At 64.0% G+C, this 19,708-nt stretch carries 21 protein-coding genes; 4 read left to right on the top strand and 17 right to left on the bottom strand.

Annotation, left to right across the window (positions count from 1 at the left end; genetic code table 11):
• The first annotated feature begins 129 nt into the window (after positions 1–129).
• Together CGZ66_RS08415 and CGZ66_RS08410 are read left to right on the top strand one after the other, a co-directional pair.
• Positions 130–1,089: a methyltransferase gene (locus CGZ66_RS08415; RefSeq protein WP_245331042.1), complete on the top strand. Its 960-nt coding sequence runs from the start codon at positions 130–132 to the stop codon at positions 1,087–1,089.
• Positions 1,090–1,193: 104 nt separating this feature from the next.
• Positions 1,194–1,763: a GNAT family N-acetyltransferase gene (locus CGZ66_RS08410; protein ID WP_167392036.1), complete on the top strand. Its 570-nt coding sequence runs from the start codon at positions 1,194–1,196 to the stop codon at positions 1,761–1,763.
• Positions 1,764–1,855: 92 nt separating this feature from the next.
• On the opposite strand, the gene CGZ66_RS08405 is transcribed toward CGZ66_RS08410, so the two are convergent.
• The 10 genes from CGZ66_RS08405 to gcvA form a co-directional block, all read right to left on the bottom strand.
• On the bottom strand, positions 1,856–3,259 hold the full coding sequence (locus tag CGZ66_RS08405) for an MATE family efflux transporter (RefSeq protein ID WP_095083383.1): 1,404 nt from the start codon (positions 3,257–3,259) through the stop codon (positions 1,856–1,858).
• A 167-nt stretch (positions 3,260–3,426) separates the two neighbouring features.
• Positions 3,427–5,013, bottom strand: a complete 1,587-nt coding sequence (locus CGZ66_RS08400; RefSeq protein WP_095083380.1) for an FGGY-family carbohydrate kinase — start codon at positions 5,011–5,013, stop codon at positions 3,427–3,429.
• Positions 5,007–5,690 (bottom strand): HAD family hydrolase, encoded by a 684-nt coding sequence (locus CGZ66_RS08395; RefSeq protein ID WP_095083378.1) that lies wholly within the window; start codon positions 5,688–5,690, stop codon positions 5,007–5,009. The genes CGZ66_RS08400 and CGZ66_RS08395 overlap by 7 nt, the downstream gene beginning before the upstream one ends.
• A gap of 14 nt (positions 5,691–5,704) precedes the next feature.
• Positions 5,705–7,183, bottom strand: coding sequence for a mannitol dehydrogenase family protein (locus CGZ66_RS08390; protein ID WP_095083376.1), 1,479 nt, complete (start codon positions 7,181–7,183; stop codon positions 5,705–5,707).
• A 164-nt stretch (positions 7,184–7,347) separates the two neighbouring features.
• On the bottom strand, positions 7,348–8,118 hold the full coding sequence (locus CGZ66_RS08385; RefSeq protein WP_095083374.1) for an L-iditol 2-dehydrogenase: 771 nt from the start codon (positions 8,116–8,118) through the stop codon (positions 7,348–7,350).
• Between the two features lie 2 nt (positions 8,119–8,120).
• Positions 8,121–9,119, bottom strand: a complete 999-nt coding sequence (locus CGZ66_RS08380; RefSeq protein ID WP_095083372.1) for an ABC transporter ATP-binding protein — start codon at positions 9,117–9,119, stop codon at positions 8,121–8,123.
• Positions 9,120–9,170: 51 nt separating this feature from the next.
• A complete protein-coding gene (locus CGZ66_RS08375) occupies positions 9,171–9,995 on the bottom strand; it encodes a carbohydrate ABC transporter permease (RefSeq protein WP_095083370.1) in 825 nt (274 codons plus the stop codon).
• An 11-nt stretch (positions 9,996–10,006) separates the two neighbouring features.
• On the bottom strand, positions 10,007–10,879 hold the full coding sequence (locus tag CGZ66_RS08370) for a carbohydrate ABC transporter permease (RefSeq protein ID WP_095083368.1): 873 nt from the start codon (positions 10,877–10,879) through the stop codon (positions 10,007–10,009).
• A gap of 122 nt (positions 10,880–11,001) precedes the next feature.
• On the bottom strand, positions 11,002–12,312 hold the full coding sequence (locus CGZ66_RS08365; RefSeq protein WP_095083366.1) for an ABC transporter substrate-binding protein: 1,311 nt from the start codon (positions 12,310–12,312) through the stop codon (positions 11,002–11,004).
• Between the two features lie 211 nt (positions 12,313–12,523).
• Positions 12,524–13,429 carry a transcriptional regulator GcvA gene (gene gcvA / locus CGZ66_RS08360; RefSeq protein ID WP_095083364.1) on the bottom strand — a complete coding sequence of 302 codons (906 nt, stop codon included), beginning with the start codon at positions 13,427–13,429 and terminating at the stop codon, positions 12,524–12,526.
• 110 nt (positions 13,430–13,539) lie between these two features.
• On the opposite strand from gcvA, the gene CGZ66_RS08355 reads away from it, so the two are divergent.
• Positions 13,540–13,725: a hypothetical protein gene (locus CGZ66_RS08355; RefSeq protein WP_095084331.1), complete on the top strand. Its 186-nt coding sequence runs from the start codon at positions 13,540–13,542 to the stop codon at positions 13,723–13,725.
• Between the two features lie 58 nt (positions 13,726–13,783).
• Here the strand turns inward: CGZ66_RS08355 and CGZ66_RS08350 are convergent, their stop codons facing one another.
• Positions 13,784–14,743, bottom strand: coding sequence for a sugar-binding transcriptional regulator (locus CGZ66_RS08350; protein ID WP_095084330.1), 960 nt, complete (start codon positions 14,741–14,743; stop codon positions 13,784–13,786).
• A 257-nt stretch (positions 14,744–15,000) separates the two neighbouring features.
• Here CGZ66_RS08350 and CGZ66_RS08345 point away from each other — a divergent pair, with 257 nt between their 5' ends.
• A complete protein-coding gene (locus CGZ66_RS08345; RefSeq protein ID WP_095083362.1) occupies positions 15,001–15,633 on the top strand; it encodes an HAD family hydrolase in 633 nt (210 codons plus the stop codon).
• Positions 15,634–15,886: 253 nt separating this feature from the next.
• Here CGZ66_RS08345 and CGZ66_RS08340 read toward each other — a convergent pair whose 3' ends face one another.
• From CGZ66_RS08340 to CGZ66_RS08315, 6 genes are all read right to left on the bottom strand, one after another.
• Complete coding sequence (locus tag CGZ66_RS08340; RefSeq protein ID WP_095083360.1) at positions 15,887–16,654, bottom strand: class II aldolase and adducin N-terminal domain-containing protein; 768 nt, start codon at positions 16,652–16,654, stop codon at positions 15,887–15,889.
• Between the two features lie 92 nt (positions 16,655–16,746).
• Complete coding sequence (gene ureG, locus CGZ66_RS08335) at positions 16,747–17,388, bottom strand: urease accessory protein UreG (protein WP_095083358.1); 642 nt, start codon at positions 17,386–17,388, stop codon at positions 16,747–16,749.
• Entirely contained in the window at positions 17,385–17,825 is a 441-nt protein-coding gene (locus CGZ66_RS08330; RefSeq protein WP_095083356.1) for a DUF3995 domain-containing protein, read from the bottom strand. Before CGZ66_RS08330 ends, ureG begins: the two co-directional genes overlap by 4 nt.
• Entirely contained in the window at positions 17,822–18,493 is a 672-nt protein-coding gene (locus tag CGZ66_RS08325; protein ID WP_167392035.1) for an urease accessory protein UreF, read from the bottom strand. Before CGZ66_RS08325 ends, CGZ66_RS08330 begins: the two co-directional genes overlap by 4 nt.
• Entirely contained in the window at positions 18,486–19,079 is a 594-nt protein-coding gene (gene ureE, locus CGZ66_RS08320; protein ID WP_095083354.1) for an urease accessory protein UreE, read from the bottom strand. The genes CGZ66_RS08325 and ureE overlap by 8 nt, the downstream gene beginning before the upstream one ends.
• Positions 19,076–19,681 carry a glutathione S-transferase family protein gene (locus tag CGZ66_RS08315; protein ID WP_095083352.1) on the bottom strand — a complete coding sequence of 202 codons (606 nt, stop codon included), beginning with the start codon at positions 19,679–19,681 and terminating at the stop codon, positions 19,076–19,078. Before CGZ66_RS08315 ends, ureE begins: the two co-directional genes overlap by 4 nt.
• Positions 19,682–19,708: the final 27 nt, after the last annotated feature.

The following is a 19,708-nucleotide window of genomic DNA, read 5'->3' as shown; positions in this document are numbered from 1 at the left end:
ACGTCATCGTGTCGGTCGGTCGAAATAGTTGATCTTGTCTTCACTTTCCGGAGAGTGGAGTTCTAATCTTAGCCGGTCCTGGATCGCGGAAGGGGATGCGACATGGTGGATTCTGATCGGATCGACAAGATGATCAAAGCGGTGCCCCCCGCCTTGGCGCTTCGAGCCGGGCTGGACCTTGGCATCTTCACCCGGCTCGGTGGCAGCGCGATGACTGCTGACAGCCTCGGGGCCGCGCTCAAAGTCGAGCCCGATCGTCTGTCGCGGCTCCTCTACGCGCTCGCCAGCATCGATTTCCTCGAAGTCGAGGATGGCCAATTTCGCAACGGAGCCGAAGCGTCGGCCTTCCTCGACGCGTCCAAGCCGACCTATCGCGTCGGCGATCATGCGCTCCTGCGCGAGCTCTGGGGAGCCGATCTGCTGACCGCAGAGTCGCTGCGACAGAACCGGCCGGCTGCGCTACACGATTTTTCCGAAGCAGGGCCCGAGGAAGCGGCGGCCTTCAGCCGCATGCTCGCACCGGGGGCGGTGATTTTCGGCCGACTTCTGGCCCAGGAGATGGACCTCTCGGCGATCGGTTCGGTGATTGACATCGGTGGGGGCCCAGGGACCATTCTCGTCGGACTTCGCGAGCGGTGGCCGCAGATTGCGGCAACGCTGATGGAACTCCCAACGGTCGCAGCGGTCGCGCCGGATATCCTGTCGGAATATGGTGCCGACGACGTGGTTGTCGAAGAGGGGGACATAACTGTCGCGCCATCGGTCGGTCGGCACGATCTGGCGATCCTGAAGGCCGTCGTCCAGGTCCTGCCGCCGGACCAGGCGCGCAGTTCGATCCTGAACGCGGCGCGTTGCCTCACACCGGGCGGCGAGATCGCAATTGCGGGGTGGGGTGTCGTCGATGACGACCGCCTCGGCCCGCGTGAGGGTGTCTTTCTGAATCTCACCTTCTTGAACCTCTATCGCAACGGCGAATCGTACACTGAAGGTCAGTATCGAGCGTGGATGACCGAGGCTGGATTCCGCGATATCTCCAGGTCGCGCCTGACGGACGGCTGCACCTTGTTTCGTGCGCGCCTTGCGGGCTGATTGTTGCCGGATGCCTAGTTTCGGACGCGGGGGCAGGCGCCCCTGAGCACACGGCAGTATGCCCGGCCGTTGCATCGGCGCCGCCTCACGTCGAAAATGCCCCCATGGAAGCTGTCCGATTTCCCAGGCTCTCGACACCAAGGCTCGTGCTTCGGGCGCCGAGCGAACGGGATATCCCGGCATGGTTTGCACGCGCGACGGATGTCGAATCCGCCTCCCTTGCCGGCGATCCCGTTCCCGACGACATAAGCGCAGGCGAACGATGGCTCGCCCGTTCGCGTCAGCGGTTCGCTGACGGCAAGGCGATCAAGTGGTCCATAGACCAGGCAGGGGTATCGGACGCGATCGGGACGATAACCCTGTCCTTCGGCGCAACCGACGCCAAGACAGCGGCAATGGGATTTGTGCTGGCGCGTGCGCATTGGAGGCACGGATTGGGCAGCGAGGCGGCGCGCGAAGTCCTCCGCTACGCCTTTGAAACTCTGGCGCTTGAACGGGTGACGGCCGAGGCGGCGGCGCGCAATTTCGCGTCGCTGCGGATATTGGCGAAGCTCGGCTTCAACCATATCGAGAGCTTCATCGATGAGGCCGACGGCGAGCGCTGCGAGCGTCTTGCGCTCGACGGAGACATCGGATCATCACTGTTGGCGAGCAACCCGATGCCGGACTGCTAATGCATTCGTCGCCTCGGTGCCAAGCGTCGGCTCATGGCGCCTAACGACGTTTCGCGGGCCGTCGTTTGACGAGCCACGATGTTGGCCTTGGCTCAATGCCCAAACACCAAGGGCGGCGCCAGGCGGTCCCGCCGCAGCCAGCGCGCCAGCAGCAGCGCCGCCACCACGGCCAGCCCCGACGATAAGCCGATCCAGATGCCTACGCCATGGAAGTCGAAATGGAAGGCGAGCAGCACGCCGAGCGGCAGGCCGATGCCCCAATAGCCGATCGCGGCATAGATCATCGGCACCTTGGTGTCGTGCAGGCCACGCAGCATGCCGGCGGCAACCGCCTGCGCGCCGTCGAAGATCTGGAACAGGGCTGCAAAGACCAGGAACGACACGGCAAGCGCGATCACCCTGGCATTGGCCGGGTTGGCGAGATCGATGAAGGCGCTGATCAGCAGATGCGGCCACAGGATCATCACCAGCCCCATCAGCGCCATGAACGAGACGCCGATGACGAAGGCGGTCCAGCCGGCACGGGAGACGCCTTCCGGATTGCCGGCGCCATGCGCCAGGCCGACGCGTACCGTCACCGCCTGGTTGAGGCCGAGCGGCACCATGAAGCTGATCGAGGCGATCTGGATGGCGATTGCGTGCGCGGCTAATGAATCGGCGTCGATCAGGCCCATCAGCAGTGCCGCGGCGTTGAAGATGGTCACCTCGAAGGCCAGGATACCGGCAATCGGCATGCCGAGCCGCAACAGCCCCTTGAAGCGCGGCCAGTCGGACCGCCAGAAGCGCCCGAACAGACGGTAGCGCCGGAACTTCTTCTCCAGCATCACCACCACTGCCATGCCGATGAACATAAGCGTGCTGGACAGCGTGGTCGCAAGCCCTGAGCCGGCAATCCCCATCGATGGCACGCCGAGATTGCCGAACATGAACACCCAGTTGAAGAGGGCGTTGCAGGCGACGGCGACGAAGACGATGATCAGCGCCCAGCCCGGCCGCTCCAGCGCCGAGATGAACGAGCGCAGCACGATATAGCCGTAGAAAGGCAGCACCGCCCATTCGAGCCAGCGCAGATAGATGCCGGCCTGATGCGCCAGCGCGGGTTCCTGGCCCATCGCCAGCAGAATGGCCTCGCCGTGCCAAAGCACCAGCCAGATCGGGATCGAGATCAGGATCGCCAGCCACAGGCCCTGGCGCACGGTGCGGCGCAGGTCGCGCACCGAATGGCGGCGGCGGCCAAGCTCGGTGGCAATCATCGGCGACGTCGCCAGCATCAGGCCGAGCCCGAAGATCAGCGGCATGAAATAGAGGTTGGCGCCAAGCGCGCCGCTGGCCAGCGTGTCCGCCCCCAGGCGACCCATCATCATGACGTCGGTGGCCGTCATGGCGGTCTGGCCGAGATTGGTCAGCACCATCGGCCAGGCGAGCGCCAGCGTCGCCCTGATTTCCTGACGCCAAAGATTTTCCGGCGCGCGAGCGCCGGCTTCGATCGCAGACATTGTTCCGCTCTTTCCAGATACGGCGCGTCGGCAAGAAGCCGGAAGCCGCATTTCAAACGGCAAAACCTTCGGTTTCGCAGCGTTTGCGTCAGCTTTTGGACGAAACGCGACATGAAGGCAAGAGAGGAGGGGCCGGAACAGATTGAGCCAGCGATCGGGTCGCGTTCCTACCGGATCGCGTCCAGCATCTGCCGCTGCCGGTGCATTTCGAGGAAAACCCTGTAATCGCGGTCGAAACGCCCGGCCGATTTCGGGTTCGACGCACGCGTCCTGCCGCCTTGCTGCATCGCAAGGCAGGCGGCGTTGAGGTCCGGGAAAATCCCGGCCGCGGTGGCGGCGACCATGCCGGTGCCGAGCAGCACCGCTTCGTCGGCCAGCGGCTCGACCACCGTGCAGCCGGTGGCGTCGGCATAGAGCTCCATCAGCAGCGGGTTCTTGGTGTGGCCGCCGGTGACATGCAGCGTGTCGATCAGGTAGCCGTTTTCGTTCAACGCCTCCAGCACATGCCGCACGCCCAGCGCAATGCCGACGGCGGTGCGCCAGTAGAGCTTGCACAGGCTGTCGAAGGAGGAGTCCAGCGTCAGCCCGCTGACGACGCCGACAGCGTGCGGATCGGCGAGCGGCGACCGGTTGCCGTGGAAGTCCGGCAGCACATGCAGCCTTGCCGCGAGCGCCTCGCCCTCGGCGGCGCGCAGTTCGGCGACACGCCTGGCGATCTTGGCATGCATGGCGGCGTCCGGCTCGCCGCCGGCGCCGTGCCAGCGGATGATGTGGTCGAGCAGGGCGCCGGTGGCCGACTGCCCGCCTTCCGAGAGCCACAGCTTCGGCAGCGCCGCGCCGTAGTACGGACCCCATACCCCGGCGAAGGGCTGTGGATCGGGCGACATCGCCATGACGCAGCTCGACGTGCCGGCGATCAGCGCCAGGTGCCGGCCGATGTCCTGTTCGTCGCCGGCAAAACCGCCGAGCACGCCAAGCGCGCCGGCATAGGCATCGATGACGCCGGCGCCGACCCGGCATTTCTGCGTGAGGCCGAGATCCGCCGCTGCTTGCGCCGTCAGCGGCCCGATATCGGTGCCCACAGGACTGGCCCTCTCGGGCAGGTTTCCGTGCTCGAAAAGATCGTCGAGGCCGACGAGCTCGAAGAAATCGCGGCGCCAACCAGTCTCCTCATGCGCCAGATAAGTCCATTTGGCGGTCAGCGTGCATTGCGAACGAGCCAGCGAGCCGGTCGCCTGCCAGGTCAGGAAGTCGGTCAGGTCGAATAGATAGCCGGCTTCATTCCAGATCTTCGGCAGGTGCCGTTTCAGCCACATCAGCTTCGGTGTCGCCATTTCCGGCGACATGACGCCGCCGACATAGTCGAGCACGGCGTGGCCGCTGGCCGTGCATTCGTCGGCCTCGGCGATCGCGCGGTGGTCGAGCCAGACAATGGTGTCCCAACGCCTGTCGCCGGTGACCGAGACGCTGAGCTGGTCGCCTTGCCGGTCGCGCACCACCAGTGAACAGGTGGCGTCGAAGGAGATGCCGACGACATCTTCGGCGGCTACGCCGGCTTTCTCGCGCGCGGCACGCACGGCGATGCAGACGGCGGACCAGATATCGCGCGAATTATGCTCGGCGTGATCGGGCTTCGGCTGGTTCATGGCGATCGGCCGTTCGGCACGGCCGAGCAAGGTGCCGCTGGTGTCGAGAATGCCCGCGCGAGCGCTCCCGGTGCCGACATCGACCGCGCAAACGAACTGTTTCAAGATGCTCTTACTCTCGCTCCCAGGCCTGCAATCAGATCGGGCAATTGCAGCATGTCAGCGAATATAAAGTCCGGTTCACTCGACGCAAGCCGCGCTTGCAAGGTCGGGTTGCCGGCATGCGAGCCGCCGGTGAAGGCAAAGACGCGCATGCCCGCCGCCCGCGCCGCCGCGATGCCGGCCGGGCTGTCCTCGACGACGAGGCATTTGCGCGGATGGGCCCGCATGCTGGCGGCGGCATGGAGGAACAGATCTGGCGCCGGCTTTCCCATGGTCACCATAGCGGCGCTGAACAGATACGGCTCCATCAGCCCGAGCAATCCGGTGACGTCGAGCGCGTAGCGGATGCGGTCGAGCGTGCCCGAGGACGCGACACAGAACGGCAGCCCGAGCCTCGGCAGCATCTCCATGACACCAGGGATCGGCTTCAGCTCCTCGCGAAACCTGCGCATCAATTCGACGCGCATGTCGGTCAGCTGGCTGTCGGTGATCTCAAGCCCGAAGTCGCGGCCGAGGATCTCGCGCACGCTTTTCATGCTCTTGCCGAGGAAGTGCTCGTAGGCGGTGTCCTCACTGACGCTGCCGCCGGCAAGCCGGATCATGCCAAGCAGCGCCGAGACGGAGAGCGCCTCGCTGTCGACCAGCACGCCATCGCAGTCGAAGATGACCAGTTCAGGCGTCATGGCGTCGAATGGTCTCAGAGCTCGCCGGCGAGGTAGCGCGTCAGCGTCGCGCGTGTGCCGTTCGCCCACAGCACGTTGAGCGCATGGGCGAAGGCCTCGACGAACACGCTGGCGCGGCCGACATCGCCATAGATGTCCTCCATGGCAAGCCAGGCGGCCGGCGCGTCCTTTGCCGCCTTTGCAGTCGCCTGCAGCCGGTCCCAGCTCGGGTCGTTGGCCTCGATGACGGCGCCGCTGTCCGTCGTGCCGAAGCAGTAGCGGCACCAAAGGGCCGATTCCAGCGCCAGGCCGGCGACGCCCTTGCCGGCCTTCAGCCGGTCGGCAATGGTCGGGATGATGAATTTGGGCTGGCGGTTGGAGCCGTCGAGGCAAAGCCGGCGCACCGTGTCGCCGATCTTCGGATTGGAAAAACGGCTCTCGATGAGCTGGTAATAGTCCTCCAGGACCGTGTCCGGCACCGGCGGCACGGTCGGAATGATTTCTTCCCGTTCGAGCTTGGCCAGAAAGCCGCTGACCAGTGGCTCCTGCATCGCCTCATGGACGAAATGGATGTCCATCAGCCCGGCTGGATAGGCGATGGTGGCATGGCCCCCGTTGAGGATGCGGATCTTCATCAGCTCGTAGGGCGCGACGTCCTTGACGAACTGTACGCCGACCTTTTCCAGCGGCGGCCGGCCGTCGGTGAAATGGTCTTCCAGCACCCATTGCCGGAACGGCTCGCAGAACACCGGCCAGTTGTCCTCCAGCCCGAACTCGCTGGCCAGGATGCCGCGTTCGCGATCCGTGGTGGCCGGCGTGATGCGATCGACCATGCCATTGGGAAAGGCGACATGCTCGCTGACCCAATTTGCCAGATCCTCGTCGATAAGCCGGGCAAGGCCGATGACGCCGTCGGAGGTGACATGGCCATTGTGAGGGATGTTGTCGCACGACATGACCGTGAACGGCACGACGCCGTCATCGCGCCGGCGGACCAGCCCGGCGAGGATGATGCCGAACACCGTCTTCGGCGTCGCGCCCGGCTGCGCGTCGGCGACGATGTCGGGATGGGTCGGGTTGAAGACGCCGGAAGCCGGGTCGATGAAGTAGCCGCCTTCCGTGATGGTCAGCGAAACGATCCTGATCGCCGGATCGGCGAGCCGTTCGATGATGCCTGCCGCATCGCCCGGCATCAGGAAGTCGATCATGGCGCCGGTGACGCGGGCACTCATATGGCCGCTGTCCTGCTCGACCACGGTGGTCAGCCAGTCCTGCTCCTCCAGTTTGCCGCGGCCGATCTTCTCGCCCTCGAACACGCCGGCGCCGACCAGCGCCCAGTCGTGGCCGATGCCTGAATTGAACAGGTCGTCGAGATAGACGGCCTGATGCGAGCGGTGGAAATTGCCGACGCCGAAATGCACGATGCCGGGCTTGAGCGCCGCGCGATCATATTTTGGACCGGCGACCTTGGCGGGCAGCTTGGCGAGGTTCGAAGACGAGAGTTTCACGGTCATCTGTTTTACCCTTTGGCCGGGCTTCGGCCTTCTTTACTCCCCTCTCTCCCGGTCTTTCACGGGAAGAGAGTTCGGGGTGGCACATACCCTTTCGAGATCGATGCGCCCTTTGATGTCGGCCTCTGCTCCCCGCGGAGGGACGAAGAGCAGAGGCCGTCCCCGCCTCAACTCATCCACTGGCCGCCATCGACATTGTAGGTCTGGGCGACGATGTATTCGGCCTCGCTGCTGGCGAGAAAGACCGCCATGCCGGTGAGGTCATGCGCCGTGCCCATGCGGCCATACGGCACCGCCTCGCCAACCAGCCTCTTCTTCTCGCCCTTCGGCCGGTTTTCATACTTGGCGAACAGCGAATCGACATGATCCCAGTGCTCACCGTCGACGACGCCAGGGGCAATCGCGTTGACGTTGATGCGGTGCTTGATCAGGTCGAGCCCCGCCGACTGGGTCAGCGAGATGACGGCGGCCTTGGTGGCGCAATAGACGCCGACCAGCGCCTCGCCGCGCCGCCCGGCCTGGCTCGCCATGTTGATGATCCTGCCGCCCTTGCCCCGCGCGATCATCGAGCGGGCGGCGGCCTGCAGCATGAACAGCGTGCCGGCGACGTTGACGGAAAACAGTTTGTCGTAGCTTGCCCTGGTGATCTCGACGATCGGCGCCAGATCGAACAGGGCGGCGTTGTTGATCAGGATGTCGAGGCCGCCGGTCGTCGTCTCGACGGTTTTCACCGCCGCCTCGATGGAGGCGATGTCGGTGACGTCGAGCTTGACCGCATAGTGCTTGCCGCCGATCTCGGCGGCTGTCTTCTGCGCAGCCTCGAGATTGATGTCGGCAATGGCAACGGTGGCGCCTTCACCGGCATAGGCTTCGGCGAAAGCCCTACCGATGCCACGGGCCGAACCCGTGATCAGCGCGGATTTGCCGTCCAGGCGCACGCTCACATCGCCTTCCCGTCGGCGCCGAAGCGATGCAGCTTGGCTTTGTCGGGGGTCAGGTAGATGGTGTCGCCGTGGTGGACGGCGAGTTCGCCGTCGGCGCGCACAGTCAGCGGACCGACGCCGTCGGCCTGGACATGCAGGAAGGTGTCGGAGCCGAGATGCTCGGCGACGCCGACGATGGCTTTCCATTCGCCAGCGGTGGTCGAGATCTCCATGTGCTCGGGACGGATGCCGATGGTCTTGGCGCTGTATTTGGCAGCCGGCGCCCCTTCGATCAGGTTCATCTTCGGCGAGCCGATGAAGCCGGCGACGAACAGGTTGCGCGGCGTCTTGTAGAGTTCCATCGGCGAGCCGACCTGCTCGATGTTGCCGGCGTTCAGCACGACGATCTTGTCGGCCATGGTCATGGCTTCGACCTGGTCGTGGGTGACGTAGATCATCGTCGTCTTGAGCTGATGATGCAGCTCGCTGATCTCCAGCCGCATGGTGCCGCGGAGCGCCGCATCGAGGTTGGACAGCGGTTCGTCGAACAGGAAGGCCGAGGGCTGGCGTACGATGGCACGGCCGATGGCGACGCGCTGGCGCTGGCCGCCGGAGAGCTGGCCGGGCCGGCGTTCGAGATAGTTGGTGAGGTTCAGGACGCGCGCCGCATCCTTCACCTTCTTGTCGATGGTCGCCTGGTCTTCCCCCGCCATCTTCAGCGGGAAGGCGATGTTCTTGGCCACCGTCATGTGCGGATAGAGCGCATAGGACTGGAACACCATGGCCAGCTTGCGCTTGGCAGGCGCTTCACCGGTGACGTCGCGGCCATCGATGTTGATGGTGCCGCCGCTGGTGTCCTCCAGCCCGGCGATCAGGCGCAGCAGCGTGGACTTGCCGCAACCCGACGGGCCGACGAAGACGACGAACTCGCCATTTTCGATCACCAGGTCGAGGCCGGGGATGATGATCGTCGATCCAAAATGCTTGGAGACGTTCTTGAGCGTGATGTTTCCCATGGTTTCCTCCCCGAGGGCTTATTTCTGCCGGATTGCGTCAGGCAATTTCTGTTACTTCACCGCACCAAATGTCAGGCCGCGCACCAGCTGCTTCTGGCTGAACCAGCCCATGATCAGGATTGGGGCGATGGCCAGCGTCGAGGCGGCCGAAAGCTTGGCCCAGAACAGGCCTTGCGGGCTGGAGAACGAGCTGATGAAGGCGGTCAGGGGTGCGGCGTCCGTGGTGGTCAGCCGGATCGTCCAGAATGCCTCGTTCCAGGCCAGGATGATGTTCAACAGCATGGTCGAGGCGATGCCCGGCACTGCCATGGGCGTCAGCACATAGACGATCTCGTTCCACAGCGAAGCGCCGTCCATGCGCGCCGCTTCCAGGATCTCGCCCGGGATTTCGCGGAAGTAGGTGTAGAGCATCCACACCACGATCGGTAGGTTGATCAGCATCAGCATGACCATCAGGCCGACGCGGCTGTCGAGCAGCCCGAAGTTGCGGAAGATCAGGTAGATCGGGAACAGCACGGCGACCGCCGGCATCATCTTGGTGGACAGCATCCACATCAGGATGTCCTTGGTCCGCTTGGTCGGCGAGAAAGCCATCGACCATGCCGCCGGAATGGCGACCAGCAGAGCCAGGATGGTCGAGCCGACCGAGAGCAGCACCGAGTTGAAGAAGAACTTGAAGTAGCCGCTCTGCGCCTGGACTTCAGTGTAACTCTCGAACGTCCCTGACGGGATCAGGTTGAAGCCCTGGATCGCTTCCTGCTCCGACTTGAACGAGGTGATGATCGTATAGAGGATCGGGAAGAAGATCAGCAGCGCGACGATCCAGGCGGCAACGGTCGCGATTGTCTTGTGCTGGGTGGTGACTGCACGTGCCATCTCAATCTCCCTTACTTGTCCAGGTTCTTGCCGACGGCGCGCATGGCGAAGAAGGCAACGATATTGGCGAGAATGACAGCGATGATGCCGCCGGCGGATGCCTGGCCGATTTTGAACTCCAGCAAGGCCTTCTGGTAGACCAGGAAGGGCAGGTTGGTGGAGGCGTATCCAGGGCCACCATTGGTGGTGACGAGGATCTCGGCATAGACCGACAAAAGGAAGATCGTCTGGATCAGGATGACGACGGTGATGGCGCGCGACATGTGCGGCAGCGTCAGATGGATGAAGCGGCTGATGAAGCCGGCGCCGTCCATCTCGGCGGCTTCCTTCTGCTCGCCGTCGAGCGACTGCAGCGCGGTCAACAGGATGAGCGTCGCAAAGGGCAGCCATTGCCAGGCGACGATGATGATGATCGCCGTCATCGGATGCTGCCCGAACCAGTCGATCGGCTGGGCGCCGAAGAAGCGCGCTATGTCGGCAAAAATCCCGTATTGCGGGTGCATGATCATGTTCTTCCACACCAATGCGGCCACTGGCGGCATGACGAAGAACGGCGAGATGACGAGGATGCGGACAATGCCTTGGCCCCACATCGGCTGATCGATCAAAAGCGCCAGCAGGATGCCGCCGATCACCGTGATCAACAGCACGCTGATCACCAGCGTAAGCGTGTTGAGGATCGATTGCAGGAAGGCTGGGTTGGAATAGAACAGCGCGTAGTTCGAGAAGCCGACGAACCCGTCGCGGATCGGATTGAGCGGGTTGTACTGCTGGAAGGAGAACCACAGCGTGAGCGCCAGTGGAACAACCATCCAGACCAGCAGGAGCACGACAGATGGCGCCATCATGAAACGGGCAAGCGAACGGGTCTGCTGAGTAGCCATGACGGTCACCCTTCAATGGTCAGACGGAATTTTCAAAAGGCGTTAAAGGCGGCCGCCCGAACTGGGACTCGGGCGGCCGTTGCCGGTCAAGGAGGCGACCGGCATTCGGCACCGGGAGGAGCCTACTTGATATACCCGCCTTCGGTCATTGCCGCGGTGGCAGCGTCCTGGGCCTGCTTCAGGGCATCGTCGACGCTCGACTGGCCGGCAAGAGCCGCCGAGAACAGCTGGCCGACAGTGGTGCCAAGGCCCTGGAATTCAGGGATGGCGACAAACTGCACGCCGACATAGGGCACCGGCTTGACGGTCGGATGCGTCGGGTCGGCGGCATTGATCGAGTCCAGCGTCATCTTGGCGAACGGAGCCGCCTTCTGGTACTCGGCATTGGCGTAGAGCGAGGAGCGCGTGCCGGGAGGAGCATTGGCCCAGCCTTCCTTCGAGGCCACCAGGTCGGCATAGTGCTTACTGGTTGCCCAGGAAACGAACTTCTCGGCGGCATCTGCCTTCTGCGTGCCGGCGGGAATGGCCAGCGACCAGGCCCACAGCCAGTTGCCGCGCTTGCCTAGGCCATTGTCGGGCGCCAGCGCATAACCGACCTTGTCGGCGACGGTCGAGTTCTTCGGGTCCGATACGAAGGATGCGGCGACCGTGGCGTCGATCCACATGCCGCACTTGCCCTGCTGGAACAGCGCCAGGTTTTCGTTGAAGCCGTTGGACGATGCGCCCTCAGGACCGTCGGCCTTCATCAGGTCGACATAGAACTGCAGGGTGTTCTTCCATTCGGGCTGGTCGAACTGCGGCTTCCAGTTCTCGTCGAACCAGCGTGCGCCGAAGGAGTTCGACATGGCGGTCAGGAAGGCCATATTCTCGCCCCAGCCGGCCTTGCCGCGCAGGCAGACGCCGTTCACGCCATTGGCGCGGTCGGTCATCTTGTCGGCGGCCTGCTTGATGAAGTCCCAGGTCGGCGCGTCGGGCATCTTCAGCCCGGCCTTGTCCATCAGGTCCTTGCGGTACATGACGAAGGAGCTCTCGCCGTAGAAAGGCGCTGCATAGAGCTTGCCGTCAACCGAAAGACCGCCGGCGATGGCCGGGATGATGTCCTTGGCGTCATAGTCGTCGCCGAGCTTGTCGAGCGGCAGAAGCCAGCTCTGCTTGGCCCAGATCGGAACTTCATAGGTGCCGATCGTCATCACGTCATACTGGCCGCCCTTGGTGGCGATGTCGGTGGTGACACGCTCGCGCAGCACATTTTCTTCGAGCGTGACCCAGTTGAGCTGGATGTCGGGGTTAGCCTTGGTGAAGTCTTCCGTCAGCTTTTGCATGCGGACCATATCGCCATTGTTGACGGTGGCGATGGTGATGGATTCGGCATGTGCGGCGAAGGCAAGAGCGCTGGCCGACAACAAGCCCAGGGTGAGCGTGCGAAGTTTCATCAAATTCCTCCCATGAACCAAGATGAGCATTTGCCTTGGCTTTGAGCAATTACTCACCTGACGTCAATTATGTCAAGCCGGATTCGATGCTGCAGCGCAGCACTCAGCGGTATCGACGGGGCCATGGGTGCGTGGAAATTGCCGAGCCGACTGCGCCGGTCCTGGGCATTCAGGCGACAGGGCAGGATTGGCTTGCCGGAGGACTTGCCGGTCAGCAGGCGATTTCGGCCAGCAGCCAGTCGCGGAAGGCGCGGATCTTCGGCACGTTGCGGCGCGCCTGGGGATAGACCAGCCAATAGGCATGGCCATCGTCGCCCACCAGGTCGAAAGGCTGGATCAGGCGGCCGTCGGCGAGTTCCGCCTTGAACAGCGCCCGGGTTAGGATCGCCACGCCATGGCCGGCGATGGCTGCATTGGCCTCATAGGCCTGCGCGCCCATGCTGCTGCCGGGCCGTTTGGCAAGGTCGTGCGAGTTCACGCCGGCAGCCGAAAACCACTCGGTCCACCAGATGTCGCCGGGATCGAGGATCGGCAGCCGCAACAGGTCGGCCGGCTCTTTGACGCCGCCGATGGTCGCCGCGAGTTTCGGGCTCAGCATCGGCGTGAAATCGGCATCGAGCAGCTTGTAGGCTTCCAGTCCCGGCCATTTGCCGCCGCCCGAACGGATGGCTAGATCGACATCCTCGCGGGCGAAGTCCGTCAGGCGGCTTGACGTCTCGAGCCGAACGGCAAGGGAGGGATGAGCGATCTGGAACGAGCCCAGATGGTGCGCCAGCCAGTTCGAGGCAAAGGTCAGCACCGTGGTGACGCACAGCAGTCCGTCGGCACCGCCACGCGCCGCGGCGTAGGCCTGGCCAAGAAGGGCAAAGGCTTCGCTGACCCCCGGGGCAAGGCGCTGTCCGGCCTCGGTCAACACAATCTGCCGCGGCCGGCGCAGGAACAGCGGTGCGCCGACGCGCTCCTCCAGCACCTTGATCTGATAGCTGACCGCCGCCTGCGTCATGGCGAGCTCCTCGGCGGCCTTGGTGAAGGAAAGATGCCGCGCCACCGCGTCGAACACCCTGATCGCTTGCAGCGGCGGGAGTTGGGAGAGCTGTCGCGAGCTGAGGTCAGGCATAAAACCTCCTTATGGGTCATAACAGATGTTCGATTGGCAAAGCCGGCCTGCAAGACCGACATTCAGGGTCAACCATTCATTCGGGTTCAGGATAGCGAAGGTTGACGATCATGACCATGGCGCAGCAAAAGTGCACTCCCGCTCCGGATCATCGCTGGATTTCGTGGCTCACGGACGGATTGGGCTGGTTCGCAATCAGAAAACGGACGCATCTCGACATCAGGGACCTGTCGCCGCATCTGCAGCGCGACGTCGGCTTCCTCGACGGCAACGACCCTTTCGGGCGGGGCAAATAGCCCGGCTGGCTTTATCCGAAATCAGTCGCGCCGGCGTCTGCGATCGACGGCAGCCCGGTTAGACGCTGGCCAGCAGGGCAGCCGCCGTCCGCTCGTCGGTGATGAGGCCATTGATCAGCCGCCGGTTGGCCGCCGCCAGGATACCCGGCAGTTTGCGTTCGCCCATCGCCAGTGCAATCACCAGTGATTTTTCGCGCGATGGCAGCGAAGCCGACGACACCCGGTCGTTGGTGATGCCCTCGATCATGCGGCCTTCGCGATCGTAGACCCAGCCGACGATTTCGGCGATTCCGCCGGCCTTCTGTAGCGCCTTCAGTTCACTTTCGGAAATGAAGCCGTCCTCATAGAGAGGCGCCTTGGGACCGAGATCGCCAATGCCGATGAAGGTGACGTCGGCCTCGGCGGCCAGCGCCAGCGTCGGCTGGATCATCGGCTGGTTGAGCAGCATCTCGCGCTCCTCCGGCGAAGAGGCGATGACCGGCAGCGGCATCGGGAAGGATCGCGCCTTGACCCTGTCGGCCATGGTGAAGATGACGTTGTAGAAGGCAGCCGAGCCGTCCGGCGAGATGTTCCCGGTCAAGGACACCACCTTGTGCTGCGGGCATTCCATCGGCGGCAGCTGTTCTATCGCCGCTTTCAGCGTGCGGCCGGTGCCGATCGCCATGACGATTGGGGTCGGCGAGCGCAGCCGGCGCTCGATCTCGGCCGCGGCCGCCTCGGCGATGCCGATGGTGGTGGACGATGAATTGGGATCGCTCGGCACCACCTCGACCAAGTCGAACGCAAAGCGAGATCTCAACCGCGCCGCCAGTTCGAGGCAGTTGGCGATCGGATGGTCGACGCGGACCTTGATCAAGCCTTCCGACACCGCCAGCGACACCAGCCGCTGCGCCGTCTGCCGCGAAATGCCGAGCGTGGTGGCGATCTGGTCCTGCGTGTTGCCGGCAACATAATAAAGCCAGCCGGCGCGTGCCGCGTCGTCCAGCCTGTTGCTGCCGCCATCCTGCCGGGTATTCACGTCCTGCCTCCCGAAACCGCCGGTCATGAGCGCGGTCCGCTTCTACTCTTGCAGGGAACGGGCCGCTGCGCAATTGTCAATCTCGAGGGCAATTGCTTGCAGCCCTCGGCGCACACGGCACGCAAATTTCCTCCTCCGGCGAGGCTTACGCCGGAGAAGGACCTTCGGGTTCAGTTCCGACATGCGGCACGTTCTGCGATCGGGAAGGTTTATCTCCCTGCGTAAACCCTTTAAGGGATCGCAAAAAGGAGCCTTGCATGACGCCGAAAGCGGTTTTCTGGGATATGGACGGCACGCTGGTCGACAGCGAACCGCTGCACGAGGCCGCTTTGGTGGCGGCGATGCGCAATGTCGGCCTAGTCCCGCCGGTCGACCTGCATGAGCGCGTGCTCGGCGTAGCCGCCTGGCCGGTCTATGAGATGATGCGCGACGAGTTCGGCCTGGACCTGCCGTTCGACGACTGGATCATCCGCAAATACGAGCACTATCTTCCGCTGGTCGAGCGCTTGCAGCCGCGCCCCGGTGCGATCGAGATCTTCAACGACTTGCGGGCAAGGGGCGTGGCGCAAGCCGTGGTGTCGAATTCGGACCGCATGATCGTCGACGCCAACCTTCGCATGGTCGGGCTGACCTATCCCGGCATGAAGACGATCAGCCGCAACGATGTGCGCGAGGGCAAGCCGCACGCCGAACCCTTCCTGCGCGCCGCGTATCTCGCTGGCGTCGCTCCTGCTGAGGCGATAGCGATCGACGACAGCTGGCCGGGCGCCATGGCGGGGCTGGCGGCAGGCATGACGACGATCTTCTGGCCGGAAAAGCCGATGGAAGGCCCGCCCGGTGCTATCGTCATCAACAGCGCCGAGGAATTGCGGAAAGAGCTGGCTCTCTGATCGAACTCACGAACGTCGGCGCCGCCCCTCATCCGGCTGCCGCCACCTTCTCCCCGTATAGTGACGGGGAGAAGGGACTTGCCACACCTTGGTGCTCTTTCTTCAACGTTGATGATTGGTGAAACCGTCTGTGACAGCGACCTTTCTCCCCGTCACCATACGGGGAGAAATGCCCGGCAGAGCAATGAGGGGCGGAGCGACGCTGAAAATTCTTCTCACGACGAAACAGGCGCCAGCCAAGAACCCGTGGTGCTCAGTTGCGGTAGACCGGTTCCTGCTCGTCCAGGATCGCCTTCAACTCGCTGAGGTGGCGTTCGGCCTGACCGGGATAGTCGTCCATCTCGCTTGCCGTCTTCTCGGCGATCGCATCGGACAGCGTGCGCAGCGGGCGGCCGGTCCACAGCGCCTTGATGTAGGTCTCCGCGGCACGCTCGAAATAGAACATGCGGTTGAAGGCATCGGCGACCGTGTCGCCGATGACCAGCACGCCGTGATTGCCCATCACCATCACCTTGACCTTGGGATCGACGAGGAGCTGCGAGCAGCGTTCGCCCTCCTCCTCGAAGGCCAGCCCGCCATAGTGGGCATCGACGACATGGCGGTTGAAGAACATCGCCGAGTTCTGGTCGATCGGCGGCAGGCGAGAGTCGGCGAGCGATGCCAGCACCGTGGCGTGGATGGAATGCACATGTATGACGCAGCGCGCGTGGCGGACGTTGCGATGGATGGCGCCATGCAGCCCCCACGCGGTCGGGTCGGGCGCGTTCGGCCCCGAGAGCGTGTCGGGATCGTTGGCGTCGATCAGCAGCAGGTCGCTCGCCTTGATGCGCGAGAAATGCACCTGGTTGGGGTTCATCAGGAACTGCGTGCCGTCGTCGTTGACCGCCAGCGAGAAATGGTTGGCCACAGCCTCGTGCATGTTGAGCCGCGCCGTCCAGCGAAAGGCGCAGGCGAGATCGACACGCTCCTCATAGAAGGGCAGGTTGGTCAGCGTTTCCTTTTGCAGGCGGGCGATGCTCATCGAAAATCCTCCAGTTTTGGCGAGAATGCCGCGACCAGCCGAGGCTCGCAACCGCTTTCGCTTGGTGCAGGGACCGACGCCGATGTCTTTGCCTACGCCGCCGTGCTGGCAGCAGCTCCGGCCCGCAGGCCGCCGTGCTCGACGATGAAGTCGATGACCTCCCGCAGACCCTTGCCGCGCGACAGGTCGGTGAAGCCGAACGGCCGCTTGCCGCGCATGCGGCCGGCGTCGCTCTCCATGACATCGAGATTGACGTTCACATAGGGCGCCAGATCGCTCTTGTTGATGACCAGGAAATCGGAGCGGGTGATCGCCGGCCCGCCCTTGCGCGGGATCTCCTCGCCCTGGCAGACCGAGATGACATAGAGCGTCAGGTCGGCGAGATCAGGCGAGAAGGTGGCGGCGAGGTTGTCGCCGCCGGATTCGATGAAGACGATATCGAGATCGGGGAATTTCTTGTTCATCTCGGCGATCGCCTGCAGATTGATCGAGGCATCCTCACGGATCGCGGTATGCGGACAGCCACCGGTCTCGACACCCATGATGCGATCCTCGGGCAGCGCCTGCAGCCGGGCCAGCATCATGGCGTCTTCCTTGGTGTAGATGTCGTTGGTCACCACGGCGATCGAGAATTCGTCGCGCAGCGCCTTGCACAGCTTTTCGGTCAGCGTCGTCTTGCCCGAACCGACCGGACCGCCAATGCCGACGCGCAGTGGGCCATTTTTCTGTGTCATGCGGGAAACTCCGTGATGGCGAGGATGGCAAAGCCGAGCCCGATCAACAGGCACAGCGGCGAGTAGTAGCGCAGGTCGAGCCGCGCGAAAGGCTGTTCCGGTGCCAGCCGCCGCCACCATGGCGTGAAGCCGGCAATGCCGCGCCCCAGGAACACCAGCCCGATGAGCAGCGAGGTGGCGGCGAGGCCCTCCCTGGGGAAGGGCGAGGCAAATACCCCTTCAAGCGCCATCGGCCACAGTGTCGCCAGGGCAAGGCACGCGGCAACGGCGAAACTGGCGAAAGGGGTCGGCATCTCATCGACGCCGCGAAAGCCGACGACGGCATGGGCGCAAGAGGCCGCATCCCGGCCCGGCCAGGTGCCGCCGATGCCCCAATAGACATGCAGCGCCGTGATCAGCAGCAGGACAAACGATAGCGCGAAGGCGAGAAAAATCATGAACGGAACAACCGCGAATACTGGGTTTCGTGTCTCATCGCCATGATTTCGGAGACAAGGGCGCAGCCGCCGAGATCGTCCAATGCCGAGCGCGCGGCGCGGCCGGCTGTCGACAATGCCAGCGGCTCGAAGCCGGCAAGCAGCGCGGTGGCCTTGCTCTGACCAACGATGCCGAGCCGGATCGCGGCCTGGACGAGGTTGGAGAAGAAGGTTTGCAGGAAGGCGGACAGCGCATCCTGAAGCGCAATCGCATTGCCGCCTGCGATGGCGCCGACAGCGACGCAATAGGCGCATTCGGCCGGCAAGCGCTCCAGCACGGGGCTGGGCCAGGCTGCCGCCGCCTTGAGGAAGGCCGCACCTTGCAGCATGGTCTCGGTGTGGCGTTCGCGCGAGCCGGCCAGCGCTTCGGCGAGTGTCGCTGTTTCATCGAGGTCGCCGCTGTGGCGTGCGCGGCGCCAGCTCTCGGCGAACAGCACCGCATCGTTCCAGCCGGAGCCCATCTCGACCAGCGTTTCCAGCCACCCGGCGAGGGTTTTCGTATCGACGATCAGCCCATCATGCACCGCGCGTTCGAGACCATGGCTGTAGGAAAAACCGCCGACCGGAAAGGCCGGCGACAGCCACGCCATCAATCGCAGCAGAGCAATGTTCGAAGGCTGGTCAGTCATGATCGTGATGGTGGCCGCTGTGCGAATGAGAATGCGATTCGCTATGGCTATGCGCTTCACCATGGCTGTGTGCGTGGGCCTCGGCGTGCGCATGGCCGTGGTCATGGCTGTGCCCACCGTGGCCGGAATAGGCGCCGCGCACCGGCTTGAACGGCTCAGAGACGTCGGACACCGTGGCGCCCAGCCCCTCCAGCATCGCCTTGATGACATGGTCGCGCAGGATGAGGATGCGCCCGGCCTCGATGCTCGCGGCGAGATGACGGTTGCCGATATGCCAGGCGAGCTCGGCCAGATGCACGCCGTCGCGAGCGCGGATGTCGTAGACATCTTCCGGTGCCGCGATGATCTCGATGTGGCGGCCATCCTCCAGCACCAGCCGGTCGCCATCGTTCAGGGCGACGGGCTCGGGCAGGTCGACCAGCACCTTGCTGCCGTCGGCAAGTTCGATCGCCCTGCGGCGCAGATGCCGCTCGTCATGGGCGAGAATGGCGCGGCCGGAGGGTGCCGTGGTCCCGGCATTGCCGGCGGTCAGCACCGAGACGGCGCGGGGAAATTTGGTGAAGTCAGTGCGGATGTCGAGCTTCATTTCATGGATCCCCCATTAGCCTGCGCCCTTGCACGGGCGGGCCGCGCCAAGACGCGGTCGAAATATGCGTTGACGCGCTCGGATTCGATTGGAAACCGGCCGGCGCGCGCCCAGCCGCCCATGTCGCCGAGCAGCACGTCGACGGCCGAAAACCGGTCGCCCAGTGCGAACGGCCTGTCGCCCAGCCGACGGTCCAGAGCCTTGAGCTCGGACGCGAAGTCGTAAGCCGCCGCCGGGCCGACATCGACCCGCACCTCCTTCGGCAGCAGGAAGCGATGGCGCAGCTTGTTCCACAACGGCGCTTCAAACTCGCTCTGGGCAAAATGCATCCAGGAATCCATCTCTGCACGCCCGGCAACGCCCGGATTGGCGCCCATGCCCTTGTCGGCGTGCTTGTCGGCGAGATAGACGCAGATCGCCGCCGAATCCGTCACCGTGAAATCGCCGTCGATCAGGATCGGCACCTTGCCCGAAGGGTTCAGCGCATAGGCTTCCGGTGAGCGCAGTTTGACCTCGACGAATTCATAGGGCTGCCCGAGCTCCTCGAGCATCCAGAGAACGCGGCTGACCCGGGATCCACGCGATCCGACGGCCTTGTACATGCGCAAACCTGCCTTTCCCTGGAAGCC

This window comes from Mesorhizobium sophorae, assembly GCF_002270415.1.
Classification (GTDB): Bacteria; Pseudomonadota; Alphaproteobacteria; order Rhizobiales; family Rhizobiaceae; genus Mesorhizobium; species Mesorhizobium sophorae.
Note: the sequence above shows the minus strand (reverse complement) of the source record. Positions and strands in the feature narration are given on the sequence as shown.